General features: G+C 42.4%; 14 protein-coding genes. 4 read left to right on the top strand and 10 right to left on the bottom strand.

Translation table 11 applies throughout. The features are described from left to right. Positions 1-367: 367 nt before the first annotated feature. Positions 368-1,249, top strand: a complete 882-nt coding sequence (locus FXV91_RS15620) for a DUF1638 domain-containing protein (protein ID WP_229391608.1) — start codon at positions 368-370, stop codon at positions 1,247-1,249. A 133-nt stretch (positions 1,250-1,382) separates the two neighbouring features. On the opposite strand, the gene FXV91_RS15625 is transcribed toward FXV91_RS15620, so the two are convergent. From FXV91_RS15625 to folP, 6 genes are all read right to left on the bottom strand, one after another. Then, positions 1,383-1,790, bottom strand: coding sequence for a DUF1699 family protein (locus tag FXV91_RS15625; RefSeq protein ID WP_229391609.1), 408 nt, complete (start codon positions 1,788-1,790; stop codon positions 1,383-1,385). A gap of 661 nt (positions 1,791-2,451) precedes the next feature. After that, entirely contained in the window at positions 2,452-2,718 is a 267-nt protein-coding gene (trxA, locus tag FXV91_RS15630; protein WP_048141242.1) for a thioredoxin, read from the bottom strand. 269 nt (positions 2,719-2,987) lie between these two features. Continuing rightward, the gene (gene cofE / locus FXV91_RS15635) at positions 2,988-3,809 is read right to left on the bottom strand and encodes a coenzyme F420-0:L-glutamate ligase (protein ID WP_229391610.1); all 822 of its coding nucleotides are present in this window, start codon (positions 3,807-3,809) and stop codon (positions 2,988-2,990) included. Between the two features lie 941 nt (positions 3,810-4,750). After that, positions 4,751-5,629 carry a methylenetetrahydrofolate reductase gene (locus tag FXV91_RS15640; protein ID WP_229391611.1) on the bottom strand — a complete coding sequence of 293 codons (879 nt, stop codon included), beginning with the start codon at positions 5,627-5,629 and terminating at the stop codon, positions 4,751-4,753. A 24-nt stretch (positions 5,630-5,653) separates the two neighbouring features. Continuing rightward, entirely contained in the window at positions 5,654-6,268 is a 615-nt protein-coding gene (locus FXV91_RS15645) for a methylenetetrahydrofolate reductase C-terminal domain-containing protein (protein ID WP_229391612.1), read from the bottom strand. Positions 6,269-6,270: 2 nt separating this feature from the next. Then, positions 6,271-7,497, bottom strand: coding sequence for a dihydropteroate synthase (gene folP / locus FXV91_RS15650; protein WP_229391613.1), 1,227 nt, complete (start codon positions 7,495-7,497; stop codon positions 6,271-6,273). Positions 7,498-7,837: 340 nt separating this feature from the next. On the opposite strand from folP, the gene FXV91_RS15655 reads away from it, so the two are divergent. Further along, positions 7,838-8,038, top strand: a complete 201-nt coding sequence (locus FXV91_RS15655) for a hypothetical protein (protein ID WP_229391614.1) — start codon at positions 7,838-7,840, stop codon at positions 8,036-8,038. 1,076 nt (positions 8,039-9,114) lie between these two features. Then, positions 9,115-9,354: a hypothetical protein gene (locus FXV91_RS15660; RefSeq protein ID WP_229391615.1), complete on the top strand. Its 240-nt coding sequence runs from the start codon at positions 9,115-9,117 to the stop codon at positions 9,352-9,354. 330 nt (positions 9,355-9,684) lie between these two features. On the opposite strand, the gene FXV91_RS15665 is transcribed toward FXV91_RS15660, so the two are convergent. The 4 genes from FXV91_RS15665 to FXV91_RS15680 form a co-directional block, all read right to left on the bottom strand. Further along, positions 9,685-10,548, bottom strand: a complete 864-nt coding sequence (locus tag FXV91_RS15665) for a bifunctional methylenetetrahydrofolate dehydrogenase/methenyltetrahydrofolate cyclohydrolase (RefSeq protein ID WP_229391616.1) — start codon at positions 10,546-10,548, stop codon at positions 9,685-9,687. A 24-nt stretch (positions 10,549-10,572) separates the two neighbouring features. Beyond that, the gene (gene glyA / locus FXV91_RS15670; RefSeq protein WP_229391617.1) at positions 10,573-11,811 is read right to left on the bottom strand and encodes a bifunctional serine hydroxymethyltransferase/L-allo-threonine aldolase; all 1,239 of its coding nucleotides are present in this window, start codon (positions 11,809-11,811) and stop codon (positions 10,573-10,575) included. 680 nt (positions 11,812-12,491) lie between these two features. After that, complete coding sequence (gene purN, locus FXV91_RS15675; RefSeq protein WP_229391618.1) at positions 12,492-13,100, bottom strand: phosphoribosylglycinamide formyltransferase; 609 nt, start codon at positions 13,098-13,100, stop codon at positions 12,492-12,494. A gap of 374 nt (positions 13,101-13,474) precedes the next feature. Then, positions 13,475-14,461, bottom strand: a complete 987-nt coding sequence (locus FXV91_RS15680; RefSeq protein ID WP_229391619.1) for a transcriptional regulator — start codon at positions 14,459-14,461, stop codon at positions 13,475-13,477. Positions 14,462-14,616: 155 nt separating this feature from the next. Here FXV91_RS15680 and FXV91_RS15685 point away from each other — a divergent pair, with 155 nt between their 5' ends. Then, positions 14,617-15,909: a tRNA(Ile)(2)-agmatinylcytidine synthase gene (locus FXV91_RS15685; RefSeq protein WP_229391620.1), complete on the top strand. Its 1,293-nt coding sequence runs from the start codon at positions 14,617-14,619 to the stop codon at positions 15,907-15,909. The last annotated feature ends 146 nt before the right edge of the window (positions 15,910-16,055 follow it).

Consider the following 16,055-nt stretch of genomic DNA (forward strand, 5'->3'; position numbering starts at 1 on the left):
GAAAGTAGAAATCAAAAATAAAGAAAAATGATTCAAAAAAGAATTTTGTGTCGCCCTCTGCTACAAGAATAATATTTATTTTTATATTTGTTATTTAATTTAGTATTAGAGTTTTCAGTGCGGCAATGCTTCCGCTTTGATATTGCGTACAGGCGGGCTCAGGCTTTATCAGGAGCATGTCAAGAAATAACTGGAATGTCATGGCTGGAAATACTATATTGTAGATGTGATAGCTGGAAACATAATAACTGGCGATTTCATAACTGGAGGTCCCGGTTTAATTGTTTTGTGCAATACCAACCGTTAACCAGATAGCACCATATTTTTAATTTCCCAAAAATAACAGAACGTAAGAGATGGTTCACTGATGCCTGTACTTAGCATAATTGCCTGTGAAATGCTTGAAGACGAACTTGTCTATGTCCTCTCAAAAGATCAGAACACAGCACGATTGGTCCTGGTTGAAAACAGGCAATGTTTCAGGTTTGTTCGAAAGCTTAAATCCGAAAATTGCCAGGCAAGGCTTTTCCCTCTTGACAGGATACCTTTTATTTTAAAACAGATGAACAGTCCTGTATCCGTGAAAATTCCGGATTTCCTACTGAAGTTTCCATTTTTTGGGAAAATGCATGATAGCATACAGGAAAAGAATAGAGAAACAATTACCGTAGTGGTAAATATTCTCAGGCTTGGCCTGCATGTAGATTGTGACCTTTTAAAATCTGAAATTTACCGAAATATGAAAGAAATGGCAGATTTTTCAGATGGAATCCTTCTGTTTTACGGAAACTGCGGACGCTCTTTGAGGAGTCTGGAAGCTGATTTTAAAGATTTTGATTGCTCACTCTATTTTCTTAAAGATGAAAAAGAAGATATTGTGGACGACTGTATCAGTGTAGCCCTTGGAGGTAACGATGCCTATGCTGAAGTTATGCAGAGTGGAAATGGCACAGGCATGTTCTACCTGACCCCAATGTGGGCCTCCAGCTGGAAGGAAATGAAAAAGACATCAGTAGGCACTTCTGATATCAATGAAAGTTTTTTGAAAAGTCCTTTATATAAAAGAGTCGTCAAAATCAGCAATGAGATCTCCAGAGGAGAAGAATTCGACAAAAATGTCTCAAATTTTGCCCGGGCTTTTGATATGAGCATTATTGAAATGAAGGGCAGTATGAAAATTGCAAGGAATTCCTACCTTAATGCCAGGAACAATGTCTGTAAAAAACATCAGAATCAGGAAAGAAGTTGAGTGAATTCTACTTATGTCAAAATTTACCGGTTAGATTTAAAAAATTAAACTGGAGATTAGATGATAAATGTGGAATCGATGAGGTGTACGATCTATCTCCAGTACGGTCTTAAGGGCATACCCCTGCGAGAAATCAGGCAGAAGCTTCCTTATTCAGGATATAAGCGACCATTTCAGGGTTCAGTTTGCTTTCCCTTGCAACCTTTTTCTCAATCTCCTCGGTAGGTTTTCCTTCGTTTTTCATTTCCTTAATCTTTTCGATCACCGAAGATGGAATGCTGTAGTATTCGTTTATATCCTTCCTGTGTCCCCAGACATCTCCTTCGATAAGCTGGACTCTTTGCATCTGGAGAAACATTTCTATGGACTTTGAGACCGTACGCATGTAAGATTTAGGTAACTGGATTACCTCAATCTTGGGGCAGGTTTCAACCAGTCCAAAGATGTCTTTGTTCGAAGGCCTGAAGGCCAGGTGGACGATACGCTCATTCGGATTAAGTGTAAAGATTTCTTCTCTGGAACTAACTACTCTTATTCTCATGTTTTTCCCCCACTGTAAAGTTTTGTTACATTTTAAGTTGTTTTAGTTTGTTTAAAGCTGTTTTATGTTTTTACTATATTAGAAAGTACTTATACTTATTATAAATAGTTATCTCATTGCACTAACATTATTTAGATAGTATATCGGATAATCCTCTTTAATTCTGGCTCTGGGAAAAAACCTTAAAAAGCCCGAAAAAAGATTAAAGCCACTATATACAGGTAAGCTTTTTGATTTCACTCCAGCTTTTACCCCTTTTCCTACTAAAAATATTTTCAGATACTAATTGAATAATTCTGATCATTAGTCTCTGGATTTCTTATTTTCAACTTGAATTTTAACTGAGATTTTGCAGAAAGAAAGAATAATTAAGCTCCGATAGGGATTGATAAAAAACTATTGGGTTTAGAGCATCAGATGGAAAGATTTTCAGAGAAAATGTAAGGAGAAATGTAAGGAGAAATGTAAGGAGAAATGTAAGGAAAAATGTAAAGAGAAATGTAAAGAGAAATGTAAAGAGAAATGTAAAGAGAAATACCGGGAATAAAAACCTCCGGTCGCGTGGCTGTGAAGAAACCTTCTAAAAAGAAATCGGTTAAAAAGTTACGCGCCCTCAGGTTCCCTGAACCCCGGGCGGCTTTCTTCAGAAAAAATACAGAGATCAGAGAAGTTTATCGAGTTCAGATGCCAGTACACTGCCCTGGGTTACACCCATAAAGCGCTTTACTTCAGTCCCATCCTTCTGAATGATCAGGGTCGGGACAGCATGTATGCCGTACTTTGAGGCAAGCTCCTGGTTTTCATCCACATCGACAACTTTGAACTCAACCTTATCCCCGTACTTTTTTTCGAGCTCTTCAAGAATAGGTTTTTGCATCCTGCAAGGTCCACACCATGTTGCGGAAAAGTCCAATAACATCGGTTTCATAAAATCACCTGCAATACTTGAAGCGACTGAGACTTTTGCTGTTTTTAGTTTATTTACTCTGGTCAGCGTGCAGAGGAATCTTATATGTCCGTACGGCACGGCTGCTGGACCCCAATCCTGAATGATAGATGACCTGAAGGTGGAATTACCGGATACAGGGTCGGGACTCAATTTATTGTATATATTATCGCCGAGAATATATAACGCTTATCTCAATCCTGCGGGCTTGTATTTAAACGTATTCCGAAAAGGGAGTTATGGCAAGCTTATTACTGATTCCCGGTTTCCGGATTCTCTTTTTCCGGAAATTCTTTCCGACCTTTAATAATATTGCCGAAGTACATACACCCTTCCATTGAGATCGTTGGCATTTCCGGAGACTCGTCAACCATTTTTACCGGAGCGCCACGGATAAGCACGCAGGGAACTCTCTCCCCGGCTTCCCCCATAAGGAGCTCAGCAGCTGAAACCAGATTATCTGCCGCTGCTTTGTAAGTCAGGCGCAGGGGCTTTCCGTAGATATCAAAAGTGCCCCTTGCGTCCTCCACAGGCACAAAACCCGAAACCCCGAGTGCGATCCCTGTGCAGCCAAGCCTCAAAGGCTGAGTCCTGCTGTCCCCTATAATCACTCCCAGCCTGCAGGAGTATCGCTGCTCAAGCCTTTTCCGAATATTCTCCGAACTTTCTCTCGGGTCTTCAGGAAGCAGGACTACATGACCGTCTGGAGCGTTCGAAGCATCTATTCCGGCATTAGGAGAAAGGATCCCCTTTGTGATCGTAAGTGCGGCTCCGGGAACGCCACCGAAAAGTTCGTCACATTCCTGAAGCACAAGCTCCATTTCCCTCGCGTCTATCCCATATTTTTCCCCGAGGGATAATGCCCTTTCCCCTGGTTTGACGCTGGCAAGCTCAACAATTCTATTTTCCGCTGTGGCAACAGCAGATTCAGCCAGCACGAAAACATCCCCCTCAACTGGAACGATGCCTGCGCCCTGCAACGAAGCTTCAAGAATCTGCACGATGTCGTCCCCTGCTCTGATAACAGGGGTCTTAATCCCGAACATCTGGATGGAAGTGATTTCTGGACTCATTTTGATGCCTTTAGAAAACTGTGATTAATCTCGGTTTTAGAGAAAATAAAATCAATATAGACAGAATCAAACCGTAAAATACCGAAAGGTATTGATAAATGTATCCACAGCCTCAAGAAAACTTATTCAGAGAATAAAAGAGTTTTAAAATGAGAAATACGCTGAAAGCGATTCTAGATTCAGGTGATATTCCAGCGCACCCAGAAATGGCATTTCCCATCCTTCATCCCCTGAGCCCCACAGATCTGCAGCCGCCTTCCAGCCTGATAAAAACAACATATTGAATGATGCTGTTCCGAAATAAGATAGAATATGAGAAAAAACTCCATCCGGTTAGAAAATACTTTTCCTGACCCAAAAAGCAGCTTTTCAACTCAAAGATTATACGACACCTCTCCGGTTTGTCTGAAATCCGTCAAAAAAAGCAGAAAGAAAGATAGAATTTGAATAATAAATATGAAAACAATTAAAAAGAGGCTTGAAAAAGAATGTTTTGCAGGTAGTATTTATTTTTATTTCATTTGTATTAATATATTTTGTCAGTTGCCTTTTGATAATTATTTGATAATTATTTGATAATTATTTGATGGTTTCTAAAGGTGACATCACTCTTTCTTACCTGCTGGCTTCTGTCCCTTTTCATCTCCAAGTCCGCTTACTGCGTCGAGAACTGTACCAGTACTTAAAAATTAGTCCTCTTGAGCGGAGCGAAAAGGACCTCGTGCTGTTGTACTTGCAGTGCAACTCCCAGGAAATATTCGATTTCCTGTGCTCCCGACGCGAAACTCAGGAAATAAAATCTGTTATTTTTATAAATTAGTCTGCTTGAGCGAGCGAAGCGAGTGAAACAGACCTCGTGCTCCCGAAGCGAAACTCGGGAAGCGAAACTCGGGAAGCGAAAAGATATTGCAGTTACACTGGATTTCTTAATATAACACAAATCATTTTTCAGAAATTCCTGCCATGGAAAGCAATCTCGGAGTGTTTTTATGAGACCCGATTGGCATAACATGGACCCCTCGTGAAAGTTTTATTAGTTCCTTTATCGTTTCGGAAGCTATCAAAAGGCCTTCCTCCAGAGGGGAAGATGCATCTTTCATTCGAAGCATGATTTCTTCAGGCACATGAATTCCCGAGATGTTTTTATTCATATATTCAGCCATACCCAGGGATTTGAGAGGAATCAAACCTGCAATTACAGGCACCTCAAGGTGATTTACTGCTTCCATAAATTCCTCGAATATGCCCACATCATACACAGCCTGTGTCTGGATAAAATCGGCTCCGCCTCTTACCTTTTTTTCAAGCTTTATTAACTGCATTGTCTTTTCAGGGTCTATGCCTGAGACTGCACCTGCACAAAAAGAAGTGCCTCCATCAAGCCTGTTTCCTGCAAAATCAATGCCTGAATCGAGTTTCCTGACAAGTTCAATGAGCTGTACGGAGTCAAGGTCATAAACGGGTTTTGAGCCTGGATGATCCCCACAGGTAGGAAAATCCCCGGTCATCAAGCAGATGTTCCTGATTCCCAGGGCGTATGCTCCCAGAAGGTCGGATTGAAGCCCGATTCTGTTCCTGTCGCGACAGGTAAGCTGCATGATAGGCTCATGTCCCTGATCGAGCAGAAGCTTGCTGAAAGCCAGAGAACTCATGTGCATAATTGAACACTGATTATCCGTAACGTTCAGAGCATCTGCAACACCTTTTAACTGGCGGGCATCTTCCAGGGGAGCTGAAAACCTGGTCCCCTTGGGCGGAGAAACTTCAGCAGTAACCAGAAATTTCCTGGAGTTCAGTTTTTCACGAAAATTAAAAAGCATTAAATAAGAATATTAGAAATGAAATTATTTAAAACCATGCTCCTGGGGGGCATGGGAAACATAAAGAAGGTCAAGCCTGTTAATCCTTTTCAAACGCTCATAAATAAGGGTCCATACACAATTCTTCTCCCTGTTGACCTCGCACATCCCATCCACAGATCCTCCACAGGGCCCGTTAAGAAGCGCTTTAGGGCATTGGGATTTGGGGCAGAGACCACCATACTCGCTTATGGTACAGTCGCCACACATAACGCACTGATCAGAAAGAAGTTTGCCTCCACCGGAACCTCCAAGAGAAAGAGTATTGTTCGAACCATATATAGGCAAATTGACAACACTCGCAACAGAAGAAACTCCACTGCCGCAACCCATAACAAGAATACAACTAGCTTCGTTTATTTTCTCATTTTTCTCGGCAAGAGATTCAAAAGACCGAATGCTACAGGCCGCAGTTGGAAGAGCCCAGCCCACTACATGCTTTCCACTCTCTTCAAGACGCCTGCACATCTCAAGGACTTCAGGTTCTCCTCCGGTCTTCAGTTTTGCAGCGCATACATTGCATCCGATAACAAAGATATTATCTTCGTTTTTTAACAGGTTCAGAATTTCTTCAAAGGGTTTTGCTGAAGTTATGATCATAATTACCTCAAATATCGGTATTCCAGATTAGTCCGATTTGCAATACATTCACGGATCATTTCTGCAATTCGTGGGAGGGAACGAGCCTGTCCATCCAGTTTTCGAGCAAGGCGTCCAAATTGCAACAGGGTACCCATAACAAGCACATCGGTAGTTTCCGTTTCATGGGAAACTGCATCCCTCGCAAGGGCTGCATCTCCTCCCCTTGCGAGCATCTCCTGTTTTATTATCAGAGCTTCTGTGGTTGTAAGATTCCTTATCTTTAACATAATATGGATGCTTTTTCCCTGCATCACCTGCGAACCGACTTTTGTAGCTCCAATGTTTCTCATTGCAATGCCTGCGTCCTGAGGAGTTTTTACTTCCAGAACCGAAACCTCATACCTGCCCTCCTTCACAACACTTGTCCGGCTTCTCAGGGCTCCTGAAATCTTAATAGCGTCAGAAGTCTCGGGGACATCATGTGTACGGATAATATGTGCGCCTTTGTGAACAGCAATTGCTGCTGCAGCCAGGCTGCCGTAGAGCCTTTCGGTTGCAGATTTTCCAAGCACATCTCCTATGAAGGACTTCCTTGAGAGGGCTGCGAGCAGAGGTTTTTCAAAAATCTTCAGACGTTCGAAATCGTCAAGGGTTTCAAAATCATACATGGGCAGCTTTTCTTCTGTCCACCTGCCTATTGCAGGGTCAAGGATAAGGCTGTCAGGTGCTATACCTCCAGCCTCAGCAGCCTGTATGATAGAATCGAGTGCATCAATAATGGAATCCATGCCCAGAGGATCTCCGGGAATTTCTTTAGAGGCCATGACCACAGCCGGACAGCCATGGTCTGCCACCACTTCTATCATTCGAGGGTCTGCTGTAAAACCGGAAACATCATTTATGACCTCAGCCCCTCTTTTGAGAGCCTCTTCTGCGATTTCGGAAAACATCGTATCAACGGAAATTACCGCATCTACATTGCCTTCCAATACTTCAAGTACAGGAATTAAACGCTCAAGTTCTTCCTTTCTGCTTATATGTTCTGCAAAGAGCCATGTTGATCGCGCACCGAGATCCAGAAAAGCTGCTCCGTCCTCAACCATTTTCCGAGCGACCTCAAGTGCAGATTCCGGGCTTGAAATCGAACCTTTGTAAAAAGACTCAGGGCTCACATTAATAATGCCCATTACATGTGCAGGATATTGATCTCCTACTTTTATACCGCAGATATCAGTATCAACGACCATTTTTTTGACAACCAGGCTATATAGCTTTTAACTCAGTTGGCGCAACAGCGCTCGATAAATGTGACAAGACAACAACGCACGTAAGCAATAATATATGTGAGCAAGCAGTTATAATTCTTTACACTGCTCTTGAATAGCAATGAATTTTAAGCCATCCGGAGATTCCTTTTTCAGTTATGAAATCCTTTCAGCGATATTTCCTTAAATTGAAACTGCAGACGCACCTTATTCAGTCGTCCGCAAATATTCCCTGAAAATCCTTCCACTTCGCCACCTGAAAGGCTTCCTGCAGGCAAGAAAAAAATAATTTTTCCGACTGCGAAACCGGGCACTGGAGGATTTGAAAGGAAAACGGGGTGAATGTTCGGTTAAGTTTGCAAATTTAAGGAGTGTCGGATTCCCGGAGACCTGCGATATGAAACTGACAGGATTTAGGGATATCGACATTCTTTTGGGTTATTATACTGAAACAGGGCAGACTAACGACGGAACCAGTACACCATCAATATATCAGGTAGATTTGCTTAGGGTTTACAAATAACTCATTTTAGCGCCCGAACATTTTATCAAAGCCGGACTATCAATTCAAGATTCCATAAATTATTTGACTATTTATTGATGGCAAACAAGACTATAATGAAATAGGCTTCAATAATACATAAAAATATTGATGTGTAAAATTAGTTTATCACAAGAAGGATAAGTATACTGCAGCTATATAAATAGCATTTATAAGACCAGAACCCAGTAACCGTAAATGGCAGGTCTCAAAAAAGAAGGTTAAATTTCCACATGTAAGAGACAAAAAAACAAATTTACTTGTTTTGGCATGACACTTGAAGACTGTATGCCTAAATTGATAATAAGACTGATAGTTATCTACCTTAATCTCAAGGAAGCACAGGCAATCGACCCATGAATTAGCATATGATGTTATTGGATATTCAGGGAAAGAAGAGTGATGTTCAGGGAAAGAAGAGATAAATATATGTGAAACAGCTGTACGTGTAAAAGCACTAAAAAATAAACTAGTTTATTTTTATCTTTTTACTGGGCTTTACATTTGGCTTGTTACAAAATAACATTAATAATTCTTATTTCAATGCACTTTTAAGAATATCTCTACTTTTTTTAGTTCATAATCTACTCTTTCTCTATTATGCATATCAGTACGTTTCCAAAATTTATTTAATAATCTATTCCTTCTCTATTATGCATACCAAAATCAATACATTTCGGAAAATAGTGCAGAAGAACTGATACACCCGACTCACCCTCATTCTTCGTTCAATAAAGAAAATAACATGGTGCTTTTCAGATCATAATTTTACCAACGCGCAAGCCTATCAAATATTTTGCATTGTTAAGAATCAAAAGTTAGTTACACAGAATAAACTTTATAATAGAGTTAATATAAAAAATAACGATGTAAGCTATTTAAAATTGTATACTTGTAATTGATGGCTGAAAAACAAAAGCTTGACAAGGACTCATCAGTTAATACACCTAAAAATCAAATGATTTCGAGGAAAATAAAAAGATGAAGTTAGAGAGAACTTAGAGGAATCTCATGACGGCTTAAATGCTATCAGTAAGGTATAATAGGAAGGAATAAAAATGGTTTGTGAAAGTTTAAACACCTGTCTTTTTTATAATGACAAGATGCCAATTGAAAGTGCTCTGGGTAGAATACATAAGAAAAAGTACTGTGAAGGGGATAAAAATCTGTGCGCTAGATACAAGGTAGCATCTTCAATCGGAAAAGAAAACGTGCCTATCGATCTATTTCCAATTATGATGGAAGAAGCAAATCAAATAATACAAAAATATAAGGGTAAGATAACAAAGAAATTTTGACGGTTTCAACAATGTGAGAAGAGCTAAAATTGTGAGAAGAGCTAAAATTGTGAGAAGGGCTAAAAATGTGAAAAGGCTACAAGCTTCTTAAGTTTGCAAGGAGCCTGATAAATTACAAAAATCTATTTTCTGATGACGAAAAAGCATGAGAGGTCTGTAATAAATATCCTGACTTAGACCGTTTTAAGTCTCATGCTGCTTATTTTTCATTTCAACCGTATGAGTCCCATTATTGAGCAGTTTACTTGGATTTTTTTCACATCCAAGTTTGCTGCCGTGCATGGGTTTTTCCATCAAAACCCATGGAAAAAGACTTTAACGGATAAAGTTTCAGAAGTTTTTCTCCGCGCACATAAGCACGTGCTTCATGAGCATGGCAATTGTCATGGGACCCACACCGCCAGGGACAGGAGTTACGAGGGAAGCTTTTTTGATTACGTTTTCAAAGTCAACATCCCCGTATACACCGTCTTCTTCTTTAGTGATTCCCACGTCAAAGATTACAGCGCCCTCTTTAATCATATCGGCTTTAATAAGGTGCTTAACCCCAGCTGCAACCACTATGATATCGGCACCAAGGGTATACTTCTTCAGGTCGTCGGTGAAGATATGACAGACTGAAACAGTTGCGTTTCGATTCAGAAGCATTGCGGCCATAGGTTTTCCTACAACATTGCTGTGCCCGACAATAACCGCATTTTTGCCCTTGACAGGCACATCGTATTCCTCGAGTGCTCTTATTACTCCGTGTGGGGTGCAGGGAACAAGCCCTTCATCCCCGATCATGAGTTTCCCCATATTATAGGGGTGAAAACCATCCGCATCCTTTGCAGGAGATATGGCTTCCATTGCTTCCTGCGGAGAGAAGTGCTTCGGCAGCGGAAGTTGAAGCAGGATTGCGTGCACGTCCCTGTTCTTGTTAAGGGAATCGATCAGGGCAAGAAGTTCTTCCTGAGTGGCTTCTGCAGGAAGAAGGTAGTCTTCTGCGCTGATACCCACACGCTCGCATGCCCTGTGCTTCAGGCGGACGTACATCTTTGATGCTGGGTCGTCCCCTACAAGGATGGTAGCAAGTCCGGGAGTGACTCCCCGGTTGCTCTCAAGGTCCTCTACTCCTGACCTCACTTCTTCTTCAACCTGCTGTGCAAGGACTTTTCCATCTATGGTCCGTGACTCATAGCTTTCATCTGACAAGTGGTAAACCCCCTATCTCCTCAATTAATCGTAAATCGGGAACCTTGAACAGAGATCCCTTACCTTATCATTGATTTCCGACAGCAGAACATCGTTTCCTGCATTCTTGATTGCGGCCTCGATATAGTCGGCAATAAGCTCCATTTCTTTTTCTTTCATACCCCTTGTGGTACAGGCAGGAGTCCCAAGCCTTACACCGCTGGTTACAAAGGGGCTACGGGTCTCGAAAGGAACCGTATTTTTGTTGGCAATGATCCCGGCCTTGCTCATTGCAGCTTCTGCATCCTTGCCTGTAATGTTCATATTATTGAGGTTTACAAGCATAAGGTGGTTGTCAGTGCCGCCGGAAACAATATCAAAACCCTTCTGCCTTAAAGAAGAACAGAGAATCTTTGCATTCTTTACGGTCCGGGCCTGGTCCTGCCTGAACTCTTCGCTCATGGCTTCCTTGAAGGCGACTGCTTTTGCGGCTATGATATGCATGAGGGGGCCGCCCTGAATACCCGGGAAAACTGCCTTGTTTACCCCTATTGCAAGCTCTTCGGTCCTGGATATAATCATTCCGCCCCTGGGTCCCCGGAGGGTCTTGTGGGTAGTTGTGGTAACAAAGTCTGCATAAGGCACAGGGCTCGGATGTACACCTGCAACTACAAGCCCTGCAATATGGGCAATATCTGCAAGAAGGTAAGCTCCGACTTCATCGGCAATTTCCCTGAACTTCTTGAAATCAATCTCACGGGGATAGGCTGAAGCTCCGCATACGATCATTTTCGGTTTGCATTCTTTTGCCATTTTCATGAGTTCGTCGTAGTCCAGGGCTTCTGTCTCTTTGCTTACACCATAGGGCACGATGTTATAGAGCTTTCCTGAGAAACTTACAGGGCTGCCGTGAGAAAGGTGTCCGCCGTGAGAGAGGTCCATGGACATGATGGTATCTCCGGGCTGCAGTACAGAGAAGTAGACTGCCATATTGGCGCCTGAACCGGAGTGGGGCTGGACATTTACATACTTTGCCCCGAATAATTCCTTTGCCCTGGCAATAGCGAGGTTTTCGGCAACATCAACGAAATCACAGCCGCCATAGTAGCGCTTGCCGGAATATCCTTCGGCATACTTGTTGGTCATGATTGAGCCCTGGGCTTCCATAACAGCCCTGCTCGCATAATTTTCTGACGCAATCAGGTTCAGTTTGTATTCCTGACGTTCGGCTTCCTTTTCGATAGCCTCGAACAATTCCGGATCGATTTTTTCAATATAAGACATTACTGTCACCTTGTAGTCCATGCATTTAAAACTTATTCGAATAAGGGGTTTCTTGCTAGCGTGATTGATTAACTGTTAGGTACTCACATTCTAGTTTGCTTACGTTCTGGGATTTTTACTTACATAAATAAGTTTGCTAAAACCTGTAAGAACTGCCTGACAAGCTGAAAAGCCAGATAGGCTGAAAGTTCTAAACAGTTGCGGGTTTCTCAATAAGCTGGAATTATCAAATGTCTTGGGATCTTCCAGACTGAAAGTAATATAACTGAATGGAGCTCCAATGAAGAGTTCTAATTGAAAGGGGGTCCTGTACAAAGGTAAAGACCCATGAAATATTTCCCGAGCATTTAATAACTCAGGAAGTTCTGGAACATAGTAAGTCTTCGGTTGACCAATATATTCGCGTGAGTATTATATTCAAATACTTATAACTGTCAGAGTATTAATGAGGATACTAATGGGTGAAATCTATTCCGGTTTGGGACTATCTTCTACTTTTGAGCAAGTTATTACCTATCTGCCGGAAATTGCCCAACATTTAACATTTAACATTTAACATTTAATATACTATTGAACACTTTATTTTTTGATCTGGACCTGTATTTTCTCGGTTCAGCCATGCCTGATTAGACTGATACGACCCGTGAGCTCCTTCAAAGAATCTGCTTGTGTAAGGGCCATTAATCAAGGGCTATTACGCTTCTGCCCTCAACTTTAAGTTTACCCTCGACAAAGAGCCTGACAGCTTCGGGATAGATAATATGTTCCTGCTCGAGAATTCTGGCAGTAAGAGTTTCTTCGGTGTCTTCTGGAAGCACAGAAACGCATTTCTGGATAATAATGGGCCCGGAATCGAGTCCTTCATCTACAAAATGTACAGTACAGCCTGCAACTTTTACTCCATACTCAAAAGCCTGTTTCTGGGCATGAAGCCCTTTGAAAGCCGGAAGAAGAGAAGGATGTATGTTCAGAATCCTGTGCCTGTATGCTCCGATAATTTCGCTTCCCAGGATCCTGAAATAGCCTGCAAGCAGGAGAAGGTCCGTATTATACTCTTTGAGGACATTCAGGATTTCCCTATCGTATCCGGCTCTGTCACGCCCTACTGGATCAAGAAAAACAGCACTGATCCCGTGTTTTCCTGCACGTTCGAGCGCATAAGCATCGGCTTTGTTGGAGATAACAACATTAACTGCCGCGTTTTTTATGTAGCCCTTTTCAATGCTATCTATGATCGCCTGGAGATTTGAGCCCCGTCCAGAGACCAGCACTGCAATCTTTACCGTCATTGAAGCTTTTAGATTGAAACAGTGATATATTAGGTTTTTGCATCTTTGTGGCATCGGTGACAGATTAAGAGAAGAGGTTCCAAATATAATTAGGCAGTCGAAGAAAAGGGCATAATTAACTGGAAAAGAAGAAGGAAGAGAAGAAAGTAAGAAGGAAGGAGAAGAAAAGAAGAGGAGAAAGAAGAGGGAAGAGGAAAAAGAAGAAGAGGAAAAAGAAGAAGAGGAAAAAGACGGGAAGAGAAGGAAAGAGAAGAAAAGAAGAGAAGAAAGAAGAAAAAGAGGAAAAAAATAGAAGGAGAAGAGGGGAAAATAAGGGGAAAAAAGAAAAAAGTTATTTCAGGCTCCGGTTAGTTAAGAGAAGAGAAAAGAGAAGCTTAAGCGCCACTCCGGGTTTCCTTGCGCTCCTCTATGAAATCAAGAAGTTCCTGAGAATCACTTATATTGTCTAATTCTTTCTTTTCTATCAGTACCGTATTTTCGACTGATTTCAGCTTGGAACGCCCGTTAATGATGAACACGGACTGAGTTTCCGTAATGCAGGAAATGCTGCTCATCAAATGAGCCCGTTTGATTACTGTTGTGTTGAACTCGCTGACTCCTGTAAGAATAACTGAAGACTTGTCCCGTGAGATAGCCTTGAAAGGTGCCTGCGCAGTGTGAAGGACGTCATATCCGAGCATTGAAATCGTATTCAGGATCAGCTCTTCAGGCAAAAGCATATTATGTTTTACCTGTGATTCTTCCTTTTCAGGCTCTGCCTTCTTTCTCGGTTTTCTGCTCCCGCAGGATTTCAAGATATTTATGGGCCTTGCCAGTTCAACTCCGAAAATGTCCTCAAGCTGGAGTACGACATCAATGGACGCGTCCATACCTTCTTCTTCGTATTTGCTGATAGTCCTTCTTGAAACCCCTACCATGGAAGCCAGGGTTCCCAAGGACATGGACTGATCTGTCCTTGCCTTTTTAAGGAGATCTCCTTCTATTGAAACATAAAGCCCTCCGGGTGCTGCTGAAACCAGAGGCTGGATATTTTCGACAAAATAATCATGGAGAGTCTGGACACTCAGGGCAAGGATATCGTAGCGCATGTAGACAACACTGTCTTCAAGCAGCTGGTCTCTTGTCTTAGCTCCAACAACAATAGCGGAACCTCCGAGATACTCAGCAAGATATTTCATTTCCCTTGCTGTTTCTTCATTCAGGCCGTCAATATTAAATAAAACCTTGCAAAGTAATAGTGTTTCATCTTTACGTGCGGCAACGTCAAAGCTCCTGGGACGTATATTACATCTGTCAGAGAGTGCAAAACCCGCACGCGACAATACATCAATAATTTGATGTATGAGAACCTCTTTTGTCATTCCAACATCAATCTCTGATTGAACATCTATATATACGTTTCTCCAACATAGATAATGTTTACGGGGAGAAAACAAGCCGGAGAATCCCGAAAACTAAGGTATCCCCGCTCCGGAATTGCAGAAATATCAAGGTAGAAAACTGGATACGGAAAAAAATGATCATCGGAATTGACGATACGGACTCAAACGAAGGCATGTGCACTACATATCTGGGAGCACTGCTGCTGGAAGAACTGCAGGAATACGGTACTGTAGAAGCTTTACCCCTCCTTGTGCGCCTGAACCCTACCATTCCCTATAAGACAAGAGGGAACGCAGCAGTAGCCCTGAAACTTAAAACTGCCTGCCCTGAAAGGGTGATTGCACATGTAACATCCAGAATAGAAGAGCTTGCACGCATGGAATGCGAAAAAACCAATCCGGGAGCCGTATTTATTCAGGAAAAAGATTACGAAAACCTGAAGTCCGTCCTCATGAGTTTTCTGGAAGAGGCTGTAAAGGAAGTAATCGAAATAGAGAAAGCAAAGAACCTGATCGCTGAACTGGGGATTATCTCGAGAAGCTTCAAGAACGGAAGGGGACTTATAGGCGCTCTTGCAGCCTGCGGGGCAATGCTGAACCCTGAGGGGTGGGACTGTACTTTCGAGCATCTGGCGTACAGACAGAAGGAAAAATGGGGAACTCCACGCGATGTTGATAAGGAAAGTTTTTTTGAGGCTGACAGGCAGACGTACCCAGAAACCTGGGATACGGTAGATCTTACAAACAGGCTCGTAGTCTGCGTGCCTCACTCAGCAGACCCGGTATTATTCGGGATAAGAGGAGAAAGCCCTGAGATAGTTAATAAAGCTGCAGCCCTGATCCGGGCAGAGCCTGTTGAGCGCTTTACCGTATACAGGACAAACCAGGGAACGGACATGCACCTCCTGACAGCACAGAAGATTGCTGAAATCAGGGATATGCATTCTTATAGACTTGAAAGTACAGTCTCGGCAGTCCCGAAGACCATTGAAGGAGGACACGTTATTTTTGCTGTCCGTGACCTGGAGGAAGGCGAAATCGACTGTGCAGCCTTCGAGCCAACAAAGAATTTCAGGTCACTTATCCGAAAACTGGTGCCTGGAGACCGGGTCGTCCTTTCAGGAAGTGTCACTACCGGAACCCTGAATATTGAAAAAATAGAGATTAAAGCTCTTGCTCCCCTTTACACGGAAGAGAACCCAAAGTGCCCTGAATGCGGAAAACACATGAAATCCGCAGGGCAGGGACAGGGGTTCCGTTGCAAAAAATGCAGGACGCAGGCTCAATCTCTTTTAAAAATCAGGTGTGAAGCAGAAAGAGACCTTGAACCAGGACTCTATGAAGTACCCCCCTGTGCCAGGAGACACCTCGCAAAGCCGCTGGCAAGAGAAAAACACCTGGATATAAGGCTTTATCCTGCCCGATAAAGGAAAAAGCTGCAGACTTAAATTTCCCGGATGCTACAGACTTAAACTGCTCAGATGCTACAGACTTAAACTGCTCAGGTTTGTAAAGCCAGCCCGCAGGTTCTACTATACTCCATACTTATTTCAGCACCTGTGCCTGTTTCCCT

The sequence above is a fragment of the Methanosarcina sp. DH2 genome, from assembly GCF_020804225.1.
Classification (GTDB): Archaea; Halobacteriota; Methanosarcinia; order Methanosarcinales; family Methanosarcinaceae; genus Methanosarcina.

Bases quoted from the DNA above. Each gene is read 5' to 3' on its own strand.
- FXV91_RS15680 (WP_229391619.1), bottom strand. From the start codon at position 14,461: ATGACAAAAGAGGTTCTCATACATCAAATTATTGATGTATTGTCGCGT.
- purN (WP_229391618.1), bottom strand. From the start codon at position 13,100: ATGACGGTAAAGATTGCAGTGCTGGTCTCTGGACGGGGCTCAAATCTC.
- glyA (WP_229391617.1), bottom strand. From the start codon at position 11,811: ATGTCTTATATTGAAAAAATCGATCCGGAATTGTTCGAGGCTATCGAA.
- FXV91_RS15620 (WP_229391608.1), top strand. From the start codon at position 368: ATGCCTGTACTTAGCATAATTGCCTGTGAAATGCTTGAAGACGAACTT.
- trxA (WP_048141242.1), bottom strand. From the start codon at position 2,718: ATGAAACCGATGTTATTGGACTTTTCCGCAACATGGTGTGGACCTTGC.
- FXV91_RS15645 (WP_229391612.1), bottom strand. From the start codon at position 6,268: ATGATCATAACTTCAGCAAAACCCTTTGAAGAAATTCTGAACCTGTTA.
- FXV91_RS15685 (WP_229391620.1), top strand. From the start codon at position 14,617: ATGATCATCGGAATTGACGATACGGACTCAAACGAAGGCATGTGCACT.
- FXV91_RS15640 (WP_229391611.1), bottom strand. From the start codon at position 5,629: ATGCTTTTTAATTTTCGTGAAAAACTGAACTCCAGGAAATTTCTGGTT.
- folP (WP_229391613.1), bottom strand. From the start codon at position 7,497: ATGGTCGTTGATACTGATATCTGCGGTATAAAAGTAGGAGATCAATAT.
- cofE (WP_229391610.1), bottom strand. From the start codon at position 3,809: ATGAGTCCAGAAATCACTTCCATCCAGATGTTCGGGATTAAGACCCCT.
- FXV91_RS15660 (WP_229391615.1), top strand. From the start codon at position 9,115: ATGGTTTGTGAAAGTTTAAACACCTGTCTTTTTTATAATGACAAGATG.
- FXV91_RS15625 (WP_229391609.1), bottom strand. From the start codon at position 1,790: ATGAGAATAAGAGTAGTTAGTTCCAGAGAAGAAATCTTTACACTTAAT.